This is a genomic window from Bowmanella sp. JS7-9, assembly GCF_004329715.1.
Lineage (GTDB): Bacteria > Pseudomonadota > Gammaproteobacteria > Enterobacterales > Alteromonadaceae > Pseudobowmanella > Pseudobowmanella zhangzhouensis.
Genome location: NZ_JXSY01000021.1, coordinates 226,301 through 248,278 on the forward strand (window position 1 = coordinate 226,301; position 21,978 = coordinate 248,278).

The 21,978-nt window shown below is 48.7% G+C and carries 25 protein-coding genes; 14 read left to right on the forward strand and 11 right to left on the reverse strand.

Translation table 11 applies throughout. From position 1 onward, the window contains the following. Nucleotides 1-42 precede the first annotated feature (42 nt). The 6 genes from TK45_RS12545 to TK45_RS12570 all read left to right on the forward strand — a co-directional run bounded on the left by TK45_RS12545 (nucleotide 43) and on the right by TK45_RS12570 (nucleotide 3,691). Nucleotides 43-522: a YcxB family protein gene (locus TK45_RS12545; protein WP_131259171.1), complete on the forward strand. Its 480-nt coding sequence runs from the start codon at nucleotides 43-45 to the stop codon at nucleotides 520-522. 180 nt (nucleotides 523-702) lie between these two features. Further along, nucleotides 703-1,155 carry a hypothetical protein gene (locus tag TK45_RS12550; protein WP_174719785.1) on the forward strand — a complete coding sequence of 151 codons (453 nt, stop codon included), beginning with the start codon at nucleotides 703-705 and terminating at the stop codon, nucleotides 1,153-1,155. A gap of 71 nt (nucleotides 1,156-1,226) precedes the next feature. Next, nucleotides 1,227-2,192 carry a proline iminopeptidase-family hydrolase gene (locus TK45_RS12555; protein WP_131259172.1) on the forward strand — a complete coding sequence of 322 codons (966 nt, stop codon included), beginning with the start codon at nucleotides 1,227-1,229 and terminating at the stop codon, nucleotides 2,190-2,192. A 165-nt stretch (nucleotides 2,193-2,357) separates the two neighbouring features. After that, nucleotides 2,358-2,648: a YebG family protein gene (locus TK45_RS12560; RefSeq protein WP_131259173.1), complete on the forward strand. Its 291-nt coding sequence runs from the start codon at nucleotides 2,358-2,360 to the stop codon at nucleotides 2,646-2,648. A gap of 160 nt (nucleotides 2,649-2,808) precedes the next feature. Further along, nucleotides 2,809-3,051 carry a hypothetical protein gene (locus TK45_RS12565; RefSeq protein ID WP_131259174.1) on the forward strand — a complete coding sequence of 81 codons (243 nt, stop codon included), beginning with the start codon at nucleotides 2,809-2,811 and terminating at the stop codon, nucleotides 3,049-3,051. A gap of 85 nt (nucleotides 3,052-3,136) precedes the next feature. Beyond that, nucleotides 3,137-3,691 (forward strand): hypothetical protein, encoded by a 555-nt coding sequence (locus TK45_RS12570; RefSeq protein WP_131259175.1) that lies wholly within the window; start codon nucleotides 3,137-3,139, stop codon nucleotides 3,689-3,691. Nucleotides 3,692-3,705: 14 nt separating this feature from the next. On the opposite strand, the gene TK45_RS12575 is transcribed toward TK45_RS12570, so the two are convergent. From TK45_RS12575 to TK45_RS12585, 3 genes are all read right to left on the reverse strand, one after another. Further along, nucleotides 3,706-5,688, reverse strand: a complete 1,983-nt coding sequence (locus tag TK45_RS12575; RefSeq protein ID WP_131259176.1) for a methyl-accepting chemotaxis protein — start codon at nucleotides 5,686-5,688, stop codon at nucleotides 3,706-3,708. Nucleotides 5,689-5,802: 114 nt separating this feature from the next. Then, nucleotides 5,803-6,126 carry a DUF3392 family protein gene (locus tag TK45_RS12580; protein ID WP_131259177.1) on the reverse strand — a complete coding sequence of 108 codons (324 nt, stop codon included), beginning with the start codon at nucleotides 6,124-6,126 and terminating at the stop codon, nucleotides 5,803-5,805. A gap of 69 nt (nucleotides 6,127-6,195) precedes the next feature. Further along, nucleotides 6,196-6,762 (reverse strand): DUF2799 domain-containing protein, encoded by a 567-nt coding sequence (locus TK45_RS12585; RefSeq protein ID WP_165490779.1) that lies wholly within the window; start codon nucleotides 6,760-6,762, stop codon nucleotides 6,196-6,198. A gap of 188 nt (nucleotides 6,763-6,950) precedes the next feature. Between TK45_RS12585 and TK45_RS12590 the strand changes: the two genes are divergently transcribed. After that, on the forward strand, nucleotides 6,951-7,610 hold the full coding sequence (locus tag TK45_RS12590; RefSeq protein WP_131259179.1) for a cupin domain-containing protein: 660 nt from the start codon (nucleotides 6,951-6,953) through the stop codon (nucleotides 7,608-7,610). A gap of 14 nt (nucleotides 7,611-7,624) precedes the next feature. Here TK45_RS12590 and TK45_RS12595 read toward each other — a convergent pair whose 3' ends face one another. Continuing rightward, the gene (locus TK45_RS12595; protein ID WP_131259180.1) at nucleotides 7,625-8,623 is read right to left on the reverse strand and encodes an NADP-dependent oxidoreductase; all 999 of its coding nucleotides are present in this window, start codon (nucleotides 8,621-8,623) and stop codon (nucleotides 7,625-7,627) included. A 162-nt stretch (nucleotides 8,624-8,785) separates the two neighbouring features. On the opposite strand from TK45_RS12595, the gene TK45_RS12600 reads away from it, so the two are divergent. Further along, nucleotides 8,786-9,211, forward strand: coding sequence for a hypothetical protein (locus TK45_RS12600; RefSeq protein ID WP_131259181.1), 426 nt, complete (start codon nucleotides 8,786-8,788; stop codon nucleotides 9,209-9,211). Between the two features lie 60 nt (nucleotides 9,212-9,271). After that, entirely contained in the window at nucleotides 9,272-9,922 is a 651-nt protein-coding gene (locus TK45_RS12605) for a hypothetical protein (RefSeq protein WP_131259182.1), read from the forward strand. On the opposite strand, the gene TK45_RS12610 is transcribed toward TK45_RS12605, so the two are convergent. Beyond that, complete coding sequence (locus tag TK45_RS12610; RefSeq protein ID WP_131259183.1) at nucleotides 9,909-10,352, reverse strand: DUF6491 family protein; 444 nt, start codon at nucleotides 10,350-10,352, stop codon at nucleotides 9,909-9,911. The two genes, TK45_RS12605 and TK45_RS12610, sit on opposite strands and share 14 nt — an antisense overlap. Nucleotides 10,353-10,479: 127 nt before the next feature. Here TK45_RS12610 and TK45_RS12615 point away from each other — a divergent pair, with 127 nt between their 5' ends. Further along, nucleotides 10,480-10,995, forward strand: a complete 516-nt coding sequence (locus TK45_RS12615; protein ID WP_131259184.1) for a hypothetical protein — start codon at nucleotides 10,480-10,482, stop codon at nucleotides 10,993-10,995. A gap of 152 nt (nucleotides 10,996-11,147) precedes the next feature. Here the strand turns inward: TK45_RS12615 and TK45_RS12620 are convergent, their stop codons facing one another. Continuing rightward, nucleotides 11,148-11,951, reverse strand: coding sequence for a PEP-CTERM sorting domain-containing protein (locus tag TK45_RS12620; protein ID WP_131259185.1), 804 nt, complete (start codon nucleotides 11,949-11,951; stop codon nucleotides 11,148-11,150). 121 nt (nucleotides 11,952-12,072) lie between these two features. Next, nucleotides 12,073-12,759, reverse strand: a complete 687-nt coding sequence (locus TK45_RS12625) for a DUF6445 family protein (protein WP_131259186.1) — start codon at nucleotides 12,757-12,759, stop codon at nucleotides 12,073-12,075. A gap of 44 nt (nucleotides 12,760-12,803) precedes the next feature. Here TK45_RS12625 and TK45_RS12630 point away from each other — a divergent pair, with 44 nt between their 5' ends. Further along, entirely contained in the window at nucleotides 12,804-14,321 is a 1,518-nt protein-coding gene (locus TK45_RS12630; RefSeq protein WP_131259187.1) for a tryptophan halogenase family protein, read from the forward strand. Between the two features lie 205 nt (nucleotides 14,322-14,526). Then, nucleotides 14,527-16,677 carry a tetratricopeptide repeat protein gene (locus TK45_RS12635; protein WP_131259188.1) on the forward strand — a complete coding sequence of 717 codons (2,151 nt, stop codon included), beginning with the start codon at nucleotides 14,527-14,529 and terminating at the stop codon, nucleotides 16,675-16,677. Here the strand turns inward: TK45_RS12635 and TK45_RS12640 are convergent. The 3 genes from TK45_RS12640 to TK45_RS12650 all read right to left on the reverse strand — a co-directional run bounded on the left by TK45_RS12640 (nucleotide 16,606) and on the right by TK45_RS12650 (nucleotide 18,969). After that, a complete protein-coding gene (locus tag TK45_RS12640; RefSeq protein WP_131259189.1) occupies nucleotides 16,606-17,367 on the reverse strand; it encodes a hypothetical protein in 762 nt (253 codons plus the stop codon). The two genes, TK45_RS12635 and TK45_RS12640, sit on opposite strands and share 72 nt — an antisense overlap. Nucleotides 17,368-17,467: 100 nt before the next feature. Next, nucleotides 17,468-18,694, reverse strand: a complete 1,227-nt coding sequence (locus TK45_RS12645) for a threonine/serine exporter ThrE family protein (RefSeq protein WP_131259190.1) — start codon at nucleotides 18,692-18,694, stop codon at nucleotides 17,468-17,470. Nucleotides 18,695-18,828: 134 nt separating this feature from the next. After that, nucleotides 18,829-18,969, reverse strand: a complete 141-nt coding sequence (locus TK45_RS12650; protein WP_131259191.1) for an entericidin A/B family lipoprotein — start codon at nucleotides 18,967-18,969, stop codon at nucleotides 18,829-18,831. A gap of 198 nt (nucleotides 18,970-19,167) precedes the next feature. Here TK45_RS12650 and TK45_RS12655 point away from each other — a divergent pair, with 198 nt between their 5' ends. Both TK45_RS12655 and TK45_RS12660 read left to right on the forward strand, forming a co-directional pair. Next, complete coding sequence (locus TK45_RS12655) at nucleotides 19,168-19,776, forward strand: FMN-dependent NADH-azoreductase (protein WP_131259192.1); 609 nt, start codon at nucleotides 19,168-19,170, stop codon at nucleotides 19,774-19,776. A gap of 96 nt (nucleotides 19,777-19,872) precedes the next feature. Then, nucleotides 19,873-20,136: a hypothetical protein gene (locus TK45_RS12660; protein WP_131259193.1), complete on the forward strand. Its 264-nt coding sequence runs from the start codon at nucleotides 19,873-19,875 to the stop codon at nucleotides 20,134-20,136. Here TK45_RS12660 and TK45_RS12665 read toward each other — a convergent pair. Beyond that, on the reverse strand, nucleotides 20,133-21,845 hold the full coding sequence (locus tag TK45_RS12665; RefSeq protein ID WP_131259194.1) for a M1 family metallopeptidase: 1,713 nt from the start codon (nucleotides 21,843-21,845) through the stop codon (nucleotides 20,133-20,135). The two genes, TK45_RS12660 and TK45_RS12665, sit on opposite strands and share 4 nt — an antisense overlap. Between the last annotated feature and the right edge of the window lie 133 nt (nucleotides 21,846-21,978).

Sequence of the window (21,978 nt, forward strand, 5' to 3'; positions counted from 1 at the left end):
GAGGTGAGGTAGAATGTCTTTTTTCGTTATACAGATATGCAAATGACAGTGCCATTTCACTATTCGACCACGTTTGTATTGGATAAAAGCCATTTCAGTGAAACGTTTGATGCCTCGGTGCCGCCAATAGAAGGGGTTAAACCTTATACAAAGGCGATATTAATCGCGCTGTTTGGCGTGGTTTTACTATACGGGACGCCCGTTAGTGGCTATCTGGCCTGGTTTATTATCTGCCTTGGTGCCGTTGAGGCATTGAGTGTAAAGTTTCGCAAGGCCTGGTGGCTGTGGCGGCAGTTATTAAGCCGCAGTGCGAACAGCCCGGTAGAACTGAAAATGGATGAATCCGGCATTTATTGGCAGTCTGCTTACGTTAACAATCAGCTTCGCTGGGATGAGCTAAATCGAATTGAATCTACCGAGGCCGGTTGGCTTTTGCACAGTCAGGCTGGTAGAACCTATTTATCTAATCGTTGTTTAAACGATGAGGCGTTAGCGTTTCTACAACGCCAATCGACCAGATAAGAACGTTACGTTTCGAAATCGTAACTGCGTGCGCGGCCTTGCATACCTGATGTTGGCCCGCATGCAACTACGCTACACATTTACACAAAACGCTACAGATTAGACTCTGCCTCGCATTCATACTTCCATCTGTAATCCGACGTTGTCGGTATCAAACTTACCTTACAAGAGAAGGAAAACATGATGCGAATTTGGCCCGCTTTACTTCTGTTACTCAATGGCTGTGCGACCCAGGGTGTGGATCGTGCCAGTCAGAATCAAATTATCCAGCAGTTCTACGCGCAGGTAGTCAATGCTGAACCCGTCAAGCTGGCATCGCATGTTAAAACGGGCATGCTGATTGGCGGTGTCAGTGGTTTTCTGGATGAATTAGATGGCAATTCTGAAGATATGATTGCGGGTGGTTTAGTCGGATTACTGTTTGGTGGTTTGTTTACCGCTATAGCGGAAGGCGATGATGATGCCACCCAGTACCAATTGTATTCTCCTGAATATGGGGAATTCAGTTTTGTACAAAAAGAATGGATTGATATTACCAGCGGCTGCGTCAAAGTCAGTCGCGCTGAGATAGATCGTTTATCCACTGCCGAGCCGGCGATGTGTGAGTTTGACAACTATGTCGAAGTGGAGTGATTTGGCTGTTTATTGACCGGCATTAAGTCCTGTGCTTTGCTGCTGACTTCTCTGATGATGGAATAGCCCTAATGAAATCATGGTTTGCATTACTGATTGCTACACTCGCTCTGTTAACCAGCAACACCACTCTGGCAGGTGGCGATGTAAAAATGATCCCTGTGCAGACGCCCAAAGGCACATTTGAGGTTTACACCCGTAAAGTGGGAGATAATCCCAAAATTAAATTGCTGTTATTGCATGGCGGGCCGGGCGCTACCCATGAGTATTTCGAAATTCTCGATCAATATCTGCCCGCACAAGACATCGAATACTATTACTACGACCAGCTGGGATCGGCCTTCAGTGATCAGCCAGATGAGCCGGCATTATGGGAAATCCCGCGTTTTGTTGATGAAGTGGAGCAAGTCAGGCAAGCGCTGGGCTTGAACAAAGACAACTTCTTTTTGCTGGGGCATTCGTGGGGCGGCATTCTTGCCATCGAATATGCCTTGCAACATCAGCAACACCTGAAAGGCTTAATCATTTCTAACATGATGGCCAGTGTGCCTGAATATAATCGCTACGCCGATCAGGTGCTGAAAACCACAATCGATCCTGCTGTGTTAGCGGAGCTACAAGCCATCGAAGCGGCAGGGGATTTCGCAAACCCCAGATATATGGAGCTGCTAGTTCCTAACCATTATGAAAAACATGTGTTACGTATGCCGGCCGAGCAGTGGCCTGATGCAGTTAACCGCGCGTTTAGTAAGATTAACAATTCAATCTACATACCACTGCAGGGTCCCAGCGAACTGGGTGCCAGTGGCAAGTTAGAAAACTGGCAGCGTTTTGAGGAGCTAAAAACCATCACAGTGCCCACCTTAGTCATCGCGGCAACCCATGACACGATGGAACCCGCTTATATGGAATCGATGGCCTCGGCGCTACCAAACGGTGAGTATTTACTGTGCCCCAATGGCAGTCATATGGCGATGTGGGACGATGCAGATAACTATGCCGGCGGTTTGATTGCCTTCTTACAAAAGCACAAATAAGAAAGGTGAACGTATGATTTGGCGGTAACCCAGTTACCGCTTTTTTACGTTTACATGTTCTGCCATGCCTTAACCGATTATCCATTTTGAATGACTTAATTATACTGTTTATATTTACAGTATTTGTGTTATGCTGCACCGGTATTTATCCAACAGGAGAATGAAATGGCAATTATTGTGCGCTATGTGGTGGAGCATAAAGGGGTCGAAAAAATGGTCACAACGGACAAAAAAGAAGCCGATCTGTACGATAAAATGCTCGATGTTGCGGATAACGTCGCAGAATATATCGAAGCGAAAGGTATTCGGTTGGAAGAGTCTGTGATGGAAGAATTGTCTATTCTGCTGGCCAAGAATAAGGACTCGGTTGGCAAACTGTTTAAAGGTACCCCAGCTGCCGACCTGCTAGAGGAAGAATCAGCCGAGGTCGTTAAGCTGGAAAAGAAGCAGGCCTGATTCCTGAATTCCGCATGTTGTTAAAACGAGCCGCTGGCTCGTTTTTTCGTTTTTAACCCGTCTGATTACCTGCCCAACTATACTTAGCCAGGTCGCCCGGATGTCCCGGACCCATGTCCCCGCGAGCGATGCTTTGCAAATATCGAATGAGGACAATCCAATGTTAATCAGGAAACAACGTCGAACAGCAATTATCAGAACCGCAGTGATTGGGGGATTCAGCTTGATGCTCGCAGCCTGTGCTGGCGGGATGAATGGCATGGCTGATGCTGACTCCGGCCAATGCTGGTCGATGAAAGGTGGTGTGGGCGTATTGAAGAAAAATTCCTCCACTCAGGAAGAATGTAAGGAACTCGGTGGTAAGTCCTGGTGCCCGGTGGGCGGGGGATGCATCAACCTGTAATGATCAAGGCGGACAACAGTCCACTTTTTTCTGCCCTGTGACTTGGTACACTTGGCCTCGGTTTAACAACTAGTACCTGGTAGTGATGACAGGCAAAAGCTTACAAATTGGCTTGGGCGACTTTGATGCTCGGCTAAGAATCTATGTGGCGAATCCTCCGCCAATCCCAGAGATAATTGCACTGCATACCATCCAGCCGCTGGTGGCGGGGCAGGTACAGGCAATTGGCCAGCAATGTGGTAACGGTTGGCGCAAGGTATTTAATGTATACAGCAAGCTGGTGTTCGCTTTACCCCCTACATTCCCCATTGTGCGCGATGAATATCACCGATGGCAGGACTGGCGTGATAACTGTTTATTGCAGTCAGGGTCTTGTTGCGCTTTGTTATTCAGCCCGCCCGATTTAACTCGGTTAACTGATAACGAAGGTCGCCCGGTTATCCATATTATTGCCGGTCGGCAGCACGCCAGAGCCCTGATAGACGACAATCAATTGCATAGTCAGCTTGTTTGGCTAAATGGAGAGTTAGCACTGGATGCGGCGCAGCATCTATTGGTGTGTCCGTATCTGGATTATCGCCAACTCAACAATGAGAAAATAGCGAAAGTCAGCGCCTTGCTGACTCCGCTATTATCGTAAGTTTGCCATGTATTCTAGGGATGGCTGAGATCGTACAGTCGCTGCGATAGTTTGGCGGAATGGCCACTCATATTCGACAGGGTATTGGCATCTTCTGAGTTAAGCTCATTACTCTCCCGAATTCCCTCGGCTAGCTTATGGATCTCACTGGCCACCGTGGCCTGTTCACTGGCCGCCACCGCAATTTGTGAGGTGCGATCGGCAATACCGCTAAACGCAGCAACAATTTCGCGAAATCCGGCAATGACTTTGTCGGAACGCTCCAGCGATTGCTCGGAAAGGTTTTGTGAATTATTGATAATTTCCACACCACGTTTCGCGGAGTTTTGCAGTTGCGCGATCATATTTTCAATCTCATTGGCGGACGATTGTGAGCGGCCAGCGAGAGTGCGTACTTCATCTGCCACCACCGCGAAACCACGACCTTGTTCACCGGCACGCGCGGCTTCGATAGCTGCATTGAGTGCCAGTAAGTTGGTTTGTTCGGAAATACTCTTTATCACGTCTAATATGGCGCCCATCTGCTGCGAGTCTTCAGATAAACGGGTGATGATATCGGCGGTTTGCTGCAACACGCCTGCCAATTCACGGCTGGCCGCGTTATTCGCTTCCACATCCCCCATACGCCGTTGCACTAATTGCTGCGACTCGTCCACCGTGCCCGAGGTACTGCGGGTGTTATTGGCGACCTCAGTGGCGCTGCTGGCCATCTGATTTATCGCTGCGGCAAGCATATTGTTTTCATTAAGCTGGCCCTCGGCACGCTTTTTCAGCACATTAGCCAGCTGGCTAAGTTTCTCTGCGCTGGATTTCGATTCTTTTGCTTCCGATGCGATTTGGCGCAAGATACCATTCAAATGTTCGCCATAGTCATTTACCGCTTGCTTCAGTAAGCCAATTTCATCCAACCGTTCGATTGTTAGTGTGGCAGAGGACCCGCCACTGATCAGGCGTTTAATCTGACTGGTAGTTTCGTCAATCCAATCCATCAGTTTGCGGCTATACAACACCAGTATTACGCCAAATACGACCAGCAGCGGCAGCAAGGTCAGATATAGACTCAGGCTGAGTTTATTTACCGGGCTTTGCATTACACTCAGTGGCAGTACCATGCCCATTTTCATGCCGTAGTCAGGTAAATTGAGCAGGGTGAGTAGGCTTTCTTCGCCATCTACCACGCCAGAGGGTAAATAACTCAGCGGGGCACCACTGCTGATGGCGCTGGCTAATGGCGAAAGGCTTGAGTCTTGTTGTACTGCGTCACTGAGCATCTGCATATCCAGTCTGCTTTTACGAATAGCCGGAAAGCTGATGATTTGATTATTAGCACCCAGCGCAAAACTATAGCCCTGAGATTCCTGATTCTGACGCGCGAACAGTGCTGCCAGGCCTGATAATTTCAAGTCGATGGTGGCCACGCCCCAGAAGGTGCCATTGGCTTTTATTGGTACGGTACAGGTCACCATCGCAACGCCACTGCTGGGGTCTTCATAGGCATCCGACCAACCACACTGACCCGTCTTCAGTTGTTTGCCAACCGTGTACCAGGGCTCATTATGGTACCCGCTGCCGGCAGGGTCGTTGTAATCCTGTAACATTTCCAATTGGCCCGTATTGCCACGTGCCCAAAATAGCGAGTCTCGCTGCACAGAGGGGCTCAGGGCACCGGGCTCCGGCCACAAACCGCCGCCAGCAATATCCTGGTTACCAAATTGGTTGATGATGCCTGGTGCTTGCTCCACCAAAAGGGCTTTATTTGAAGAGGCTTGCTCAGCTAAGGCGGCAAGTGCTTGGGTGACCGCTTCGCCACGAGCCAGTGCGACCTTTAATTCATTGGCACTGCTGTTGACCCGTAACTGGGTTTCGATTTCCATCTCATGCTGGATGATGGGCAATGCGAGCAATTGCATGACACTGTAGATCACAATAATTGCTGTGAGCAGCAGGCCCCCCCCGAGGTACAGGGCTTTGGTGCGGATTAACATAGCTGGCTTCATAGAACTTGCTCTTATCAAACATAATCACGGCATGTTTGAGCATAGACCAGACTACTTCGCAGACGCTAAATTTGAATTAAAAATCAGTGACTAAGTGTGTGGCAGCGACTGGCGTTACATATATCTGCGACGTTCTGCCAGAAATCCGATTAACACAAAGCTGAGCAGAAACCCCAGACCCTGATAGTGCCATGGCAGATATTTGATTACGTAGAGTACGAACGGTGCGGCGTATAGGGTCATGGCGCCGTAGCCGAATGCGCATAACAATACGAATACAATGCAACGCACGATAAAGTGATAAGGTGAAATGGCCCGCTTCACATGGCTGTTAATCAGGTCACCGTACACCACTAAAATCGTAGCGGTGAGCATCAGGCTCATGTCTTTGAAGTAAGCAGAGAGAAATTGAGTCAGTTGACCAAGCAAGTCCAACATCTTGTGGCTCCGTAAACGCACTGGACGGGCGGCAGTATATCTACAGACGCCCGGCAGGGTAAAGCGGGCTTACCAGTAGCGGGCTTTGAGCAGCTCCAGGCGACGCTGATAGTTCAGTTCTGTTTCTTCCATGCGTGCCTGCAAGGCTTCGGTTTGCTCTGCCAGATCTGCAAATTGCAGGCCGATGTCTTCAATTTCCTGACGGATCGCCGCGCGTTCATCTCGGGTGTAACCATCGGCAATGAGTTGTTCTTTTTTGCTTTCCAACAAATCAGTCAGCTGGGCGAGTTGCCGTTGTTGCTGTTCGAATTCATTGGCGGCCTGTTTGGCGGCAATTTGCAGAGTATGAAGATCTTTGCCATCCCGGTGGCCACGTAAAAAGGTCTGTTCCAGATTGGCTGGACAATTGCCCTGATAGTTTTGCCCCTGGCGTCCCACTTCAAAGCCATTTCGCGCGGTACAATACTTCTGCGAGCCTTCATTATGACCCTGTTGATAACGGGTTAAATCCGGTGTCACGCTGTATTCCGCGCAGTCTTTTCGGTAATCGCCAATTTGTTGCGGGTTGCGGCCGGCCGCTCCATCTTCATAACCAATCAGATACCAATCGGCGCTGAGGCATTCATCTTTATTCATGCTGGCGCATCCAGACAAGGTGAGAAGGCCAAGCACTAGTAGGAGCAGGTGTCGTGTCATAATTATTCGGAATCCGGGAATTTTGCGTCACGATACTAAATTGTGTTGGTTACGCCAAAGAGTTTTGCGAATTCCAGCGATCCGTTCACCATTGATTCACGTAATAGCTCGCCCTAGCAGGAGGAACAATGCGATTACGAGCAGATTTTGCCAAACGAGAAGTGGTAGTGCCGAGCGACTATGAGTGGGTGCCTTCGCCAGTGGCAGGGGTCGAGCGCATGATGTTAGATCGCATCGGCGATGAAGTTGCCCGCGCCACATCTTTAGTGCGCTATGCGCCGAACAGTGTATTTCCTGCTCATCAGCATGCAGGCGGTGAAGAGATATTGGTGCTGGAGGGGGAATTTGGCGATGAACATGGCCTGTATCCGGCCGGTACCTATATTCGTAATCCGATTGGCTCCAGCCATACCCCACGAGTCGGGTCACAGGGCGCCCTGATATTTGTCAAACTGCATCAGTTCAGTGCAGAGGATAGCCGGCAATGTGTTATCAATACCCGTAGCGCCAGCTGGGCTCAGGGGCTCGTCGAAGGATTAACTGTGTTGGGCTTACACCAGTTTGGTGGTGAGCATGTGGCGCTGGTGTGCTGGGCTCCCGACACACTATTTAAACCCCATCAACACTGGGGCGGTGAAGAAATTTTAGTGCTAGAGGGCACTTTCTATGATGAGCATGGTGCATACCCGGCCGGAAGCTGGATACGCAGCCCGCACATGTCAGCGCACCATCCCTTTACCCGGGAAGATGGCGCGCTGATTTATGTCAAGGTGGGTCACCTGGCCTGAAAGCCCAAGCCTGCTTACAACTTGACCAGCATTTTACCCTGGTTGTCGCCATTGAATAACATCTGCAAACCATTAACGGCCTGGTCGAGGCCCTCGATGGTATGCGCGCGATATTTGATTTTACCTTGCATCACATAGGGCGTGAGTTGGCCGAGTAATTTGGGTACTTCGTGAAAGTGATCCGGCATCGCAAAGCCCTGGATGGTCAGGCGTTTTTTGATCATATTGATCCAGTTTGGCCCGGGGGCTGGCGTAGCCGACAGATAATCGGCAATCATGCCGCACACAACAATTCGGCCATGGGTATTCATGCGTTGATAAATCAGTTGCTGTATTGGGCCGCCAGTATTTTCAAAGAAAATATCGATCTTATCCGGGGTGAGAGCAGCAAGCTTGTCGGCCAAATCATCTGATTTATAATTGATTGCGCCATCGAACCCAAGCTCTTCCACAATCCATTTCGCCTTTTCATCGCTACCCACGACGCCAATCACACGTAAACCGTCGGCTTTCGCCATCTGGCCGACGATGGAGCCTACCGAGCCGGCGGCTCCGGTTACCACCAGGGTTTCGCCTGCCTTGGGCTTGCCCACGTTCAGGTAGCCCTGGGTAGCGGTCAGGCCGGGTAATGCAAAGATACACAGAGCCATTTCCGTACTGATACTGTCCTGAATTTTGTTCAGCCCTTTGCCATTACTGACGGCATATTCCGTCCAGCCCATCATACCCATTACCCGATCGCCCACGTTGAAGTTGGGATGGTTTGATTCGACGACTTCACCGGCACCGCTGGATCGCATCACTTCACCCAGTTGTACCGGTGGGATATAACTTTCGGTATCCGGGCTCATCCAGCCCAGCATGGCGGGATCCAGTGACATATGCGTTTGTTTTACCAAAATCTCGCCTTCAGCTGGAGACGGAATAGCAACCCGCTCACGGGTAAACAGATAATCGCCAATGCCGCGTTTGTCAGGGCGGGCAGTGAGTAGGATACGGGTATAGTCAGTCATTATTGTTCTCCTTGGCTGGCGCAAAAGTGGTCAGATGGCGCCGCTAACGCTATGTTTTGATACGGTTTAGTTATCTGATTGTCAGCATACTCGCAAGAAAGATGTCTGACCAGTCGTCATAGAAGTCGTATTGACATGCCAAACCTATAGCAGGAGTTGTTAATGTATCGCGTGCTTTTTGCCATGTTTTATTCGTTGTGGTTGGTGGGCTGTGAACCGTCTGTTGTGGAAGATAATAGTGTCGCCGATCAGGCAGCCAAAAGTCGGGCGCTGCAGTATGCCAATGATGCACGGCAAATCGATGCGGCGATTACCTTTTTCATCATGCTATATGACGGGCTGCAACCAGAAAGCATCGCCAACGCTGTTCATGATGCCGATGGCAACGGCATCAAGGATTCACTGGTGGATGAAGAACTGCTCACCGGTGACTACAGTAACTGGACGCTGGTGGACAATCAGTTGCATCGCGATAACGTACCCCACCGGGTATGTCTTGCGTTACAAAGTCACAGCAATTTTGTTCAATGTCAGCTCATGGCCGGTGCCGATGATCAATATGTCGCGCAATTTGCCCGTGAAGATTGATAGGTCTCTGATTTAAAAGCGATTACACTATCAGCGAGGCTTGTTTGATGGTGTTTCAGGATGTACCACCTGCTGGGTGTAATAAGTTCGCTATTATTTCTGCTGACCTGGTATGGACTGGCACGACAGTGGTGGGAAATCGAACGGCGTCGTCGACAACACCTGCCCGCCACGCAAAGCCTATCCGTTAACCAATTTGCCTCCAGTTATTTTGGCTTTTATGCCAACTTTATTTTTGGCATCGCCATCGACCCTTTCAATCATTATCTGGTGTGGACCCGGTGTGGGGCATTGATATTACTGCTGGCGATTTTATGGCGGATTTGGCAAGAGCGACGCCATAGCCGCACGCTGTGGGTAACCTCATTGGCTTCTCTGGCTTTTGTTGCAGGGTGGATTTCAATGGGTTTTAGGCCTTATCCGGCGCTTGCCAGTATGGCCGCCAACGGGATGATGCTGGTGGTGACGGTTATACTGGTGCAAGGCACATTGCATCAATATTGGGTATTGAACCGCACCGGCGAAGTTGGGGCGTTATCGGCTTCGTTATTCAGAAGTATTTTGATCAAGGATATCAGTACCCTGATGTTCGGGTTGACCATGCCCATAGTGCAGGCATGGCCATTATTGGTGCTCAATGGCGCGAGTGTTTTAAGTCGCGGAATGTTGTATCTGCGTATTCGCCAGTTGCAACGGCTCAAGCCTGTTTAGCGGCTTGCGTTTCCTCGGCGGCATTTTCTTCCAGTTTAGTCAGAGCTTTGTCCTGTTCTCGCGTCAATGGATAAATCTTACCTATCCGGCAGGGAATGTTAGGTTGTTCTCCGCTTACGATTGAATCAAACCCTGCATCTAACGACGAACTCATCGTTTGCTTTGTACCAATAGCATGTGACCAGTCCAGATCAGGACAACGACTGCTGAGTTCAATCAGATAAGGGCGAGCAAACGAGGCGCGCAGAATCAGGTATTTTTCGCCTAGCGGTGTCCAACTGTCGAGGCGGAATGTGTTAATACGTCGCACATCCTCCAAGTTCCACTCGCTGACCTTCTGTTCAACACTGGCTTGCCATTGTTGTTCACTAAAACGAAAACTGGCACAGCCACTTAAAACTACCGCGGCGATTAGTAAAAAATAACGCATAACCCAACTCCTTCCGTTGTTTTGTCAAAACTATAACTTAACTCGCTGAATAGAATATGAATTATTCACTGGGTTTAGAGAGTGTCCATTCGTAAAATAGCGCTCTTTTTTTAACGGTTAGAGTCTTATGAAAACGTTCGCAGCATTGTTGGGCTATATAGCTTTGGGAGTATGTGGAATAGGGTTGCTCATTGCTTTTATGGCGTGGGATGAGAGTGAGCGAGACCAAGGTTATGTGCAATTAATGGAATATGACCTGTATTACACCTACAAAGATGGTGTTGAGCCACAGGATTATCGTGACGGCAATGGTTGGTACGCGGAACTGTTTTGGGTTGATGCGAATGGTCGGACTGAGCTATGTGATAAAGCAACCATTGGTGTGTATGACTATGCAGTGCTGGCGAAACTGTCTGATCTTGCTCATGAAAAGAACAAAACTGCGACTGCTCCGGCCTGGGTATTTCAGCGCAAAACCAGCAACAAGCCGACCTGTCAGGTCGCGCTGGATCAGTGGCCGGAGGCTGCAAAAAAGCAGATATTGAGCACCGAACAGGTGGTTAAACTGAACACCATATACAAAGCCAAAAAAGAGGTGCAGCGCTATCTGGAGGCGGTTAACGCGGCCAAAGCCAGTAAATAACAAAAGCGCGATGCATGCATCGCGCTAACAGGTTTTTGGTGGTAATGCCCAGGTTAGGTAACCACACTATTCAAGCGGGTAAATGCCAAGACAACTAATATCAGGTAATTCGCGAGAGGTGCGGATTATTTGATATTACTGGTCAAACCCAATTAACCCTTTTTACTACGTCTTACTGAAGCGATTCCGATTAATCCAAGTGGTAGCAACCACAGAGCTGTTGGCTCGCTCACCCCTTGAGCATTTGCCGGACGTAATAAAGCCTGACGAGTTTCATATTCGATTTCTAACTCAAACGTCAATGAATCAAAGTGTCCAGCGCTAATTTGTCCGGTGTAACCGAATAACCCATCAGCCAACAAATCTGCAAACGAATCCACACTCAGTGTTGTGCTGGCAAAGATGTCACCAAAGTCATTTCTGTCGTACTGATTGTAGGTACGGTAATTTCTCGAGTAGTAATACACGTTATTGTTGGTGTACTGACGCACAAACACATCGTCATTTTGGGTGGTGTCAGTCAACTGCTGGTCACCAAAATCTACTAACAGAATGTCTGCTTCACCATCGCCAATAAATTCGTTGTAGGTGTAATTGGAATAATAGTAACTGGGACTGTAGTAACAACTGCTGCCACCCCAACGGCTGTAGTAACATCCGCCGCTACTAGGACTGTAATAAGAACTGCCTGAAACATACTGGGTGTAGGTGCTGGTTTGTAACTCAGAAGAGAAGCCATACACCTTGAATGTGGCATGCACCAGGTCAACGTCAACGCCTAATCCAGACTGTTCTTGTAGAAAAGGATTGATATCGAAGACACCTTCGATGAGGTTGTTACTGTCCATGTAACTGTCTAATTGGTTTGTAATGCTCACTAATCCGGCTTGAGCACTAGAGGATAACCCTGCGGTTGCAAGCAAACCCAACGCGACTTTGGTTTTATTTGATGTCATAACTACAACTCCAACTACATGAACAACATGTCTCAATTAGCAAAGTTCAGGCCAACTTTAAATGTACTGTAAATCAGAGGTTTATCAATTAACCATAATAACAGTGTAAAATATTTTGACATTAACCTATGGCATTAATAATGACTCGCTGCGTTAATCGCTTCTCGTCAAGTTGGCCGCTAGCAGGATTAACTTTTACATCAATAGAGTGGAATACATTACCCGGCCAAATTACCAGACGGTTGAGTTTGCCCTCGATGGTATCCACTTTTTCCCATTGGGTATTCGTGTCTGTCACATAACCCAATGGAGTGTCTAGTTTCCGTTGAGCACTCAGGTTTTGATAATGCGCTTTTTGTGCCTCGGTCACTACCGTCATAGAGTTTGTCTCGCGGTTGCGAAAAAAAACGGTTCCGCCTAAATCCTGTTCGTTGAGGTAAATCACCCCCAACATCGGTGTGCCATCGATATGTGGCTGCCCTTGATTGTCTAACAACTTCTCTTCCGGTGTAGTCAGGATTGAAAAGTCGGTTGAAATGGCTTCTGTTTTGATTTGCTTTCCGGTCGCTCGGGTCAATACCGTAGCGATAAAATGGCAAAACGCCTTGATGCTTGGGTCTTCCTGACTAAGTGGTTGATGCCGACCAGGGTAGTAAGCAACTGAAGATGGAAACGAGTTTGAAAACGCCAGATGCCTCACTTCAAGAGGTGTGGCAAAAATGTCATCAATGACAAATAACGGAACTTCTTTATTTCCGAGCCAAATAATATATGGTTTGGAGTGTGGGTTGATCAGTAACTTATTCAAGGTCATTCCCGCGCTTAGCTGATGGCATCTGAAGGTGAGTCTATATGAAAAAAAGCCGCGTTGTTATAGTCGGAGGTGGTTCCGCTGGCTGGATGACTGCGTGTTATCTGAATCATGTATTCGGTAACAACAGTCAGTTTGAAGTCACGTTAATTGAGTCAGCAGATGTACCGACGATTGGGGTTGGCGAGGCAACGGTACACACCTTGCGCGGTTTCTTGGAAGCCTGCGATTTGTCAGAAGGTGAATTTATGGTGGCAACTGATGCCACGCTAAAACACGGAATTCTATTTAAACACTGGCAGATTGGAGATGATCCCAAGGATCAGTATTTTCACCCCTTTGAAGACATCGCGCCAATAGCGCCTGAAGGGGTAATTAACCATTGGTTGAATCTGAAATTTAAATCTGCCACACCTCCACGGTTTGATCGCTTTATGGGGGTGCAGGGGATTCTCGCTGCAGCGGAAAAATCACCCAAGTTAATGCACGATAGCCAATATCGCGCACCGGTTCCTTATGGATATCATTTAGATGCGATTAAGTTTGCTCATTTCCTGCGTGATGTATCCGTAAAACGTGGGGTAAAGCATATTTGTGACCACGTGACCGACGTTAATCATCAAGACGGGATCATAGGTTCGGTGCGATTAGCATCTGGCCAGCAAGTGGAAGGGGATTTGTTCATTGATTGCAGCGGATTCCGTTCCATTCTGGCATCTGCGCTAGGTGCTACGTTTATTTCTTACAGCGACAAATTGTTCTGCGACAAGGCTGTTACTGCACGAGTACCACAAAGCGACAAGTTCGTACCCAAACCCTATACCACCGCAACTGCGAGGCGTTCTGGCTGGACGTTTGACATCGATTTGCAAAGTCGTAAAGGACTTGGTTACGTCTATTCCAGTCAACATTTATCAGAAATGGAAGCCGAAGCTGAATTTCGTCAGGTATTCGGGTTAGGTGACGAACAAGGAGTGAACCATTTCACTACTCGTGTCGGTCGTCAGGATCGGGCTTGGGTCGGAAATTGTGTCTCAATCGGTTTAGCTCAGGGTTTCATCGAACCACTTGAGTCCACAGGCTTGTATTTTATTGAAATGAGTTTGCGATTCCTGACCGATTATCTGGTGCTTGAAGATAGCGATGCCGCGAGGGACAAATATAACGCAGTACTGAACAACCTATTCGATCAGACGGTTGACTTTATAGTGTTGCATTACGTTTTGACCAAGCGCCATGACACGCCATTTTGGCAGGATATACAAACTAATATGGCTCGTTCAGGTGATCTCAATGAGCTATTGCAGTTGTGGAAGCACAAAGCGCCTACTGATTCCGATTTCCTAAATGCTGGCCTGATATTTCGTGCCACAAATTATGCGGCGATATTGTATGGCATGGAGTCTCTTCCTCAAGATTTGCCAACGATTGTCCGACATATGGGGATTGAACAAAGTCACGAAGTCCTGAGTAAAATCCAGTCAGTTCAAAAAATGGCGATTACTTCCTCTCCTTCGCATCAAGAGTTCTTACAAAAGTTTTTGGGGGCATTCAGCTAGAAAGTTTGACAGGGCAAAATAGCGTTAGCGTGGCATGCAATGTAATAGGCGATTTTTGATTGGTGCAAAAGGCGCACTTTGATTTTCGAATGTCCTTGCATTTAAAGCACTACTATTATGATTATCAACAAGTTACAGATGGATAGCGCAGGCAGATAAATTATTTCGCTCCGCGTGTTTAATCAGTCAGATTGGAAAGAGACTCATGTTAAAGCGCTTTTTGTCTGAGTTACGCCGCCGCCGGGTATTTCAAACTTTATTACCCTACTTGGGAGTTGTCTGGTTGCTGTTGCAAGTTGCCAGTGTGTTGCAACCCATGTTGCATTTCTCCCAGACTGCATCAGCCATCTTTGGCTTGATTCTGTTGTTTTCCATCCCGCTGGTTGCCTATTTATCCTGGTATTATGATTTTGGTTTGGATGGCATTCGTCAGGTTGAGGAATCAGACGGCACAATTCGGCCACTGAGATTACGGCATTGGTTGTGGTTGATGATGATTATTGGCCTGTCTGGTGTTGTTGGGTTCCAGTATTACCAGTCACTCCAGTCGTCGATCAACAAACAGGCTGAGGGTTTATCCAAACAGCTTACAGCCAGAAGTATTGCGGTACTGTCATTCCGGGATGTGAGTCAAAATCAGGAGCAACTCTATCTGGCACAAGGAATGAGTGAAACGCTTAGCCAGATGCTCGGACAGGAACCTGCGCTTAAAGTATTGTCCAGCTCCTCTGTGTTTGCTCTACAGCAACAAAGTCTGCTCCCTGTTGATATCGCCCATCGTTTGCAGGCGGATATACTACTCAATGGCAATGTTCGCTTGACGGGGTCTAAGCTGAGGGTCTATGCCGAGTTATTAGATCCAATCAGTAGCAAAGTGTTGTGGAGCGACACATTTGATCGGCAATTAAATGATGTGTTTCAGGTGCAGGAAGACATCGCACGAAGTGTATTAAATCTGCTGCAAGATCAGTATCTGGCGCCAGGGAGTTTACAGGCATCCCAAAAAACCGCTGCTTCCGATGCGTATTTGCTCTATTTACAGGGCCGGGCAGCATATCGTAAACAAACCGCCGCAGATATGCAGGTTGCACGTGACTTATTCCGGCAGGCCATTGCAATGGATCCTGAGTACGCATTAGCCTACGCGGCAGAAGCTGACAGTGTGGTGATGTTGGCGGACACACCTAATACATTTGGCGTGCTACAGCCTGACGTGGCCTTACGGCTTGCAAATGAAAAATTGGATGCAGCTCTGCTACGTGCACCAGAATTAGCCGAAGCGCACGCCGTGCGCGGGCATACCATGTGGTTGTTGTCTAATGACCCACTGGCTGCCATTGATGCTCTTAACAAGGCCATTGAATTAAATCCGAGTCTCGCCAATGCCTATATGTGGCGATTTCAGGCCCAAAACCAACTTGGCCACTATGCAGATGCACTAGTGTCATTGCAACAGGCCCATGAGTTGGATCCTGTTTCTATTGCAACCAGCTACAACCTGGGATGGGAGTTGATGGTGCGTGGCCAACTAGATGAGGCTACCAGGCAATTTGAACAGCTAAGTAAAGATTTTCCAGACTCTCCGATGGGTATTGAAGGGCTAGCCAATGTGGCGTTAATGCGCGGAGATTTGGCGCAAAGCGCCGTTTACCGTCAGCGAATCTGGCAGCAGTCTCCGCAAAATCCGCAGTTTAGGGATAATTACCTGATTATCTTGTATTCGTTGGGTCTGACAGAGCTTGCTCAGCAAGTTAGTGATGAGCCGTCCTGGCAGTCTTCAAACCTCCTGATAGAAGGCAAATACCGCGACTTTATTGCTGAGCAAGAATTTAATTTGGCGGCTAATCCAGGCGAGCCATGGGTACAGTTTGAGGCTGCCTGGTATCATAGTTTAGTGGGGGAGCGTGCTCGTGCGGTTCAGTTATTAACTGAACTTAATGGGCAATTCACTGATGCCGAACAATACGCGATGCCGATGTGCAGCCCGGCACTGGAAATCGCCTGGGCGTTTCAGCAGAGGCAAGATAATAAGGCTGCGCAAATCATTAGCCAATGTAAGCAACAAGTAAAGGAAGCCAAAACCAGTGGTAAGGTGGATAGCTTTGTTGATTATACTGCCGCACGAATCGCCGCGTTGCAGGGCGATAAGCCAACCATGATTACAGAACTTAACAGCGCGCTGAAGCATGGCTGGCGGGAATGGTGGACAAAAATGGATCCGTTGCTGGCACCTTATCTGAGTGATCCGGAAATTACCGATATGATGGCCTTTTTAGACAGGGAATTAGCGCACCAGAAGCAACTGGCGATTACGCTGTTGACGCCGGAACACCCAGCCACTCAGGGCAAAGAGTAAAACGACCGGTGCTTCATTAACCGGTAAAATTAACACTGACTCACTGTAGCCACTGAACCCAATTGACTGGCTCGCACTGCCTCGATAACCGCATAATCCTTCAGCGTAGAGTTCGTCATTACATTCGATCTCGTCGCGAGTATAAACGTGGAAAAAACTGCGATTATCACCCGCACTGTAACTGGTGTTGAGGGATATGGAATATTGCCCGGGCCTCAGATCTGCGGGCATTGGCACATCAAGTGTGGCAATCCCATCAATGATCTCGCTTGCAAAAATCCAGTATTGCGACCCCTGGCTGAGTCGCCAGGTTGCGCTGCTAAGCGCCTGATTAAAGTGTATTTGAGAAAAGCCTTCGAACTGGAGGCGTTGGCCTAAAGTGAATTGGTAATAACAGGGGGTGTAGTATTGCGCCCATTCCGCGTCATCGTCCCAATCCTGAGAGTAAAAATAGCAACCTTCCGGCGCCGGATTGGCATCAGTCAGACCTGTCGTATAACTTTCATATTCTATTGCCGAGGCAAAATCGCTGACCAGCCCCGCAGAATTTATCAGCGTGTCATCAAGTAAATAAAGAGCCTGTGGACTGGTACTGGTTGTTGATCCGCGGCCGGAACCGCGGATAAGTTCCGCGTTACAGATATTGGTAAACAGTAGGCTAACAATGGCTAATATATGCTGGAATTTCATTGGATTTCCACTCCGTATGGGAACCACTTCATCCCTGTTATGTTTAATTTGTAGCCTAGTCAATCACGCAATAAAAAGCGATGTAATACAGTGAATTAAATTACAGCGCTTTTTTCGTTGGCATCACCACGTTGGCAAATATCAGCCCAGCCACCAGTGACATGAAAATCAGGAATACTTCCTGACCCAAATGGTCTGATTGCACTAAATCCTGTCCGGACACAAATGAATTGAGGCCAATATAGGTTTTTGAGCCGGGTACCAGCACAATCAAGCCATGCATCGCCACGATGGTGGAAGGCTGATTGGCAATACGGGTGAATAAATTGGCAAACACTCCTAGCGCAAAGGCGCCGGCGAACGCACCCAATCCAGCGGTCATATACAGGCCGCTCCAGGTCGCGGTACCGTAGGCGATAAAGGCAGATAACATCGCCCACAGGATATGCTTAGCGCGGGTTCGGAAGATCGCGACCAGGCCAAGGCAAAGTAGCGCCACGGCTAACCAGGTTGCCCAAAACGGCAAAGATTGGGCGGGAACATATTCGTTGGCACCGAACAAAGCGAATCCGGCTGAGATGCCGAGAAAGCCGCCAAAGTACAATTTGAATAACTGCATTAAGGCATCCATCACCCGTGCGGTGCCGGACACCATATTGCGTGACGATAATTCCGCCAGCCCCATGGTAAGTGCCAGACCTGGTACCAATATAATCACCGAGGACAGCACAATAAGTGGGATGTTAATACCCGGATCAAGATAGTGGCTGATAGCACATGCGGCGAAACCGGCGACGAACGATGTAACCGGCTCAAGCATCAGGTTTACCCGCCGGCTGTATTGCGCCCACAAGGTCCAGATATAGGCGATAAACCCAAGCAGTCCTGACCACAAAATTTCCGGCCAACTCGCCCCCATCAGCATCGCAAAGGCACCGGTAGATAAACCAAACGCCAGACAGGTCACCGTCTTCCCGTAGGGACTGCCCATCTGGTCAATTTCATCTAACCGGGCATCCGCTTCTTCCAGCGACACTTCACCAGCCAATAACTGACTGGCCAGTTCATCGGTCAGCGACAGCGCATTCATATCCAAATCACCCGGCAATAAACGCGCTGCGTGATTATATTCGTCCTCGTGACGGTCGCTCCAGATAACAAATGTTAAGGCCGTTGGCGTGGAAATAAACGAGGCGCGAACCCCCAAAAAGGCCGCAACTTCGCTTAGGTAAGCTTCCAGACGAAATGCGGGCGTACCGTATTTGTGCAACATTTTGCCGAGCTTAACGATAAATTTGCGGATTTGGATAAATTCGGATTTGTTCAACGACCTGTCACTCAGATAAAAAGAATAGTGGTTACTAATTGCGCGGATTGTAGGGGTTAACGCAGGGCATAGCAAAACAAGTTTGGGCGTTTTGTGAGGTGGCGCTGCGGGCGCCCGCCGACAACCGATCCAAATTAATTATCTGCCGCTTCCTGCACTTTTTCGCCAGCGGTTTCAATATCCTCTCCCATGCCCTTTACGGTGGCACAGGCGCTCAGTTGGCCAAGAAACAGCAGCATAGCCAGGCAGGTGAGTACACGCTTTAACTTTAACATATTGATTTCCTTATGGTTGATAGCTGTTAAACGGTAGATGTTAAATGCCAATCTCGCCAACCTGCGTTGCTACAGCTATGTAGCCTGCTGGATAATTCTAATATTTAGAATGTAGTGTGTATTTATTACGTATTTTATTTTGCATTTTTAGAATTAAACTGTGTGCATTGAAGTTTGTTGCACAACAGAGGTGTGGTCATGCAAAACGTATTAGTGATTAATTCTTCCCTGAATGGCGCGGCGGGTAATTCTGCCAAACTGGCTGCAGAGTTTGTTGAAAAGCTGCGTACTACCCATCCTGGCGTTACCGTAACCCAGCGTGATTTAGTGGCGATGGGCCTGCCACATCTGGCGAGTGAGGAAATGCAAGCCTGGATGACGCCTGCCGAAGAACGCAGCGCTGAGCAGCGCGCGTTGGCAGGGTTATCTGATCAGCTGATTGCGGAGCTTAAAGCCCATGATGTCATCGTCGTTGGTATGCCGATGTACAACTTTGGCGTGCCGTCGGTATTCAAAGCCTGGATCGACCGTATTGCCAGAGCCGGCGTGACCTTCCGTTACACTGAAACGGGTCCGGCTGGCCTGCTGGAGGGTAAAAAAGTGGTCATTACCGCGGCGCGCGGAGGCCAATATGTGGGAACCAGTATGGATACCCAATCAAAATACCTCAAAGACGTGTTTGGCTTTATCGGTATTCGTGATGTGGAATTTGTTTATGCTGAAGGGCTGAATATGGGATTGGCGGAGACAGCTTTACAACAAGCGAGTCAGTCCATCGAAGCCATCGTAGGCAGCATTGCGGCCTGATTGAATTAGTTTGAAAAAAGCGTGGTTTAACCACGCTTTTTTTATGTCTGAGAATTAGCGTAGACTGCACAATGACTCATTCGATGGAGAAGCACCATGTGGTTAAGGGATGCGCCATGGGCGCGCTGGTTACGTCAGGCGTTGTTGATGTTAATCATCATTAGCCCGGTATTTGCGCTGATTCAGTTTTTAAAGGGACATTCGTTGGAATATAGCCTGGAGTTTGGCGCGTTTTGGGGCGTGATATCGACGGTGATCTTTAGCCTGACCCGCGCCTATAACTACAAACGCAATATTTATTGCGCTTTGTGCAATGATTTGCCCGCTGCCAAAGAGCAACGGGCTGAACATCGGGATTAAGGCTTTTGCTGTTTGGCCTGCTGTGCCTGCATCCATGTCTGATAGTTATCTACCCGGCTTTCTGCTTTGAGCACTTTACTGAATGGGTCGATAATCACCACATCCGCCAACGTTACATTCAACGTTGCAGGTAGATTCAGGGTACTCACCTTACCATTAATACTCACCTCGAGTGGCATAGGGAACGGCAGGTCATTTTGTGTCTGCCAGGCTAATGTCAGCGCCGAGCTGTCACGCTGCTGATTCAAATGTGGCAATGGCGCATTAAACACGTACACATCAAAGAACCAGCGTAAATCCTTGCCCATTACCCGATTGACGATCTGTACGAAGTCATCAGTACTGCGCAACAGCGGAGCAAAATTGCCCGGTTGTGGAGTCGCTGTGCCATAGGTTAACTCACGTACCGCGCGGAAGAACTTTTCATCCCCCATCAGCTGCCGCAAGCTATGCAGTACCAGTGAGCCTTTGACATAAATATCACCCCCCGGGCCAGTTTCCGGGCTGTAGACTTCTTCAACCGCCATAGGTTTGTGTGATACCAGTGGGGAATGATTGCTGATAGTGCTGCGCTGCTTAAACAGATACGCCATATAAGCCATATTGCCATGCAGATACTCCGCATATAGCGGTTGCATATAGGCGCCAAAACCTTCATGCAACCACATATCGTCGGCATTCTTATTGGTTAACTGGTTGGCGAACCACTCGTGAGCAAACTCATGTTGCAACAACCAGTCAAAACCGTAGGGATCTTTGCGGTATTCATTGCCGTAGGCATTGATGCTTTGGTGCTCCATACCCAGGTGAGGAGTCTCCGCAATGCCCATTTTATCTGCCGCGAATGGGTATGGACCGAACACCCGCTCAAAGAAGTCGAGCATGCTGTGCATTTCCTCCACCAGTGCTTTGGCGGGTTCAGCATTTTGCGGTAAGTGGTAGTAATGCACCGGGATCTGATTGCCGTAAATACTTTGGTGCGTCTCGGTTATCAGAGCATAAGGTGCGATATTCAGGGCTACGCCATAGGTGTTTTGTGGGGTGTCCGAATGCCAGTGATAAACCTTGTAATCTCCCTCGTCAGTGCTGCCTTTGAATACGCCATTGGCAGCGGCTGTCAGGTTGGCCGGTACGCTTATATGCATGTCCAGCGATTGCGGTTCGCCCTGTGGTCGATCGATACAGGCCCAGAATAAGTCGCAACCTTCGCCTTGCACCGCCGTGGCGATCCAGTCCTGTCCATCTGCGGTTTTACTCCACACAAAACCACCGTCCCAGGGGGCGCGAACTGCCTCACGGGGCACACCGTGATAACTCACTGCAATTTGAAATTCGCCGGATTGCGCCTGTGGAAGGTTAATGATCAATTCACCTTCAGGGTTGCGATAGGCGTCTGCGGCGAGGTTGACGCCATTAAGCGCAACGCTTTCGATGGTAAACAGCGCATCCAGATCCACAGAGATTTCAGTTTTTGGCACATCGCTAACCAGTGTTAGTGTGCTGGTGCCTGATATGGACTTGCTCTGTGGGAAGACTTTAAAACGTAAATCAGCGTGTTTGACCTGCAAATTCTGCTGCCGTGCTGGCACTGTGCCATCGGATTGCATGGTATATACGCTGCGCTTTGGCGCTTCGTCAGGTTGTGTCGGGGTGGTGTTACAGGCGGCCAGCAACAGGCTGCAAAAGCTGATGAGTATAGGACGTGACATGTGGAATCCCTGAATGTTTTACTCAGTGTGCCTGTCTGCATCCGTTACGCAAAGGTATTTGACCGAAAATATCTGCACTTTATACCTTTTCAAATAGGGGCAACGCGTTGCAGAACATCGGGCTTACGCACCT

Excerpts from the sequence above, each read along its gene's own strand:
- TK45_RS12545 (WP_131259171.1), top strand. The coding sequence starts at position 43 with ATGACAGTGCCATTTCACTATTCGACCACGTTTGTATTGGATAAAAGC.
- TK45_RS12550 (WP_174719785.1), top strand. The coding sequence starts at position 703 with ATGATGCGAATTTGGCCCGCTTTACTTCTGTTACTCAATGGCTGTGCG.
- TK45_RS12555 (WP_131259172.1), top strand. The coding sequence starts at position 1,227 with ATGAAATCATGGTTTGCATTACTGATTGCTACACTCGCTCTGTTAACC.
- TK45_RS12560 (WP_131259173.1), top strand. The coding sequence starts at position 2,358 with ATGGCAATTATTGTGCGCTATGTGGTGGAGCATAAAGGGGTCGAAAAA.
- TK45_RS12565 (WP_131259174.1), top strand. The coding sequence starts at position 2,809 with ATGTTAATCAGGAAACAACGTCGAACAGCAATTATCAGAACCGCAGTG.
- TK45_RS12570 (WP_131259175.1), top strand. The coding sequence starts at position 3,137 with ATGACAGGCAAAAGCTTACAAATTGGCTTGGGCGACTTTGATGCTCGG.
- TK45_RS12575 (WP_131259176.1), bottom strand. The coding sequence starts at position 5,688 with ATGAAGCCAGCTATGTTAATCCGCACCAAAGCCCTGTACCTCGGGGGG.
- TK45_RS12580 (WP_131259177.1), bottom strand. The coding sequence starts at position 6,126 with ATGTTGGACTTGCTTGGTCAACTGACTCAATTTCTCTCTGCTTACTTC.
- TK45_RS12585 (WP_165490779.1), bottom strand. The coding sequence starts at position 6,762 with ATGAATAAAGATGAATGCCTCAGCGCCGATTGGTATCTGATTGGTTAT.
- TK45_RS12590 (WP_131259179.1), top strand. The coding sequence starts at position 6,951 with ATGCGATTACGAGCAGATTTTGCCAAACGAGAAGTGGTAGTGCCGAGC.
- TK45_RS12595 (WP_131259180.1), bottom strand. The coding sequence starts at position 8,623 with ATGACTGACTATACCCGTATCCTACTCACTGCCCGCCCTGACAAACGC.
- TK45_RS12600 (WP_131259181.1), top strand. The coding sequence starts at position 8,786 with ATGTATCGCGTGCTTTTTGCCATGTTTTATTCGTTGTGGTTGGTGGGC.
- TK45_RS12605 (WP_131259182.1), top strand. The coding sequence starts at position 9,272 with ATGTACCACCTGCTGGGTGTAATAAGTTCGCTATTATTTCTGCTGACC.
- TK45_RS12610 (WP_131259183.1), bottom strand. The coding sequence starts at position 10,352 with ATGCGTTATTTTTTACTAATCGCCGCGGTAGTTTTAAGTGGCTGTGCC.
- TK45_RS12615 (WP_131259184.1), top strand. The coding sequence starts at position 10,480 with ATGAAAACGTTCGCAGCATTGTTGGGCTATATAGCTTTGGGAGTATGT.
- TK45_RS12620 (WP_131259185.1), bottom strand. The coding sequence starts at position 11,951 with ATGACATCAAATAAAACCAAAGTCGCGTTGGGTTTGCTTGCAACCGCA.
- TK45_RS12630 (WP_131259187.1), top strand. The coding sequence starts at position 12,804 with ATGAAAAAAAGCCGCGTTGTTATAGTCGGAGGTGGTTCCGCTGGCTGG.
- TK45_RS12635 (WP_131259188.1), top strand. The coding sequence starts at position 14,527 with ATGTTAAAGCGCTTTTTGTCTGAGTTACGCCGCCGCCGGGTATTTCAA.
- TK45_RS12640 (WP_131259189.1), bottom strand. The coding sequence starts at position 17,367 with ATGAAATTCCAGCATATATTAGCCATTGTTAGCCTACTGTTTACCAAT.
- TK45_RS12650 (WP_131259191.1), bottom strand. The coding sequence starts at position 18,969 with ATGTTAAAGTTAAAGCGTGTACTCACCTGCCTGGCTATGCTGCTGTTT.
- TK45_RS12655 (WP_131259192.1), top strand. The coding sequence starts at position 19,168 with ATGCAAAACGTATTAGTGATTAATTCTTCCCTGAATGGCGCGGCGGGT.
- TK45_RS12660 (WP_131259193.1), top strand. The coding sequence starts at position 19,873 with ATGTGGTTAAGGGATGCGCCATGGGCGCGCTGGTTACGTCAGGCGTTG.
- TK45_RS12665 (WP_131259194.1), bottom strand. The coding sequence starts at position 21,845 with ATGTCACGTCCTATACTCATCAGCTTTTGCAGCCTGTTGCTGGCCGCC.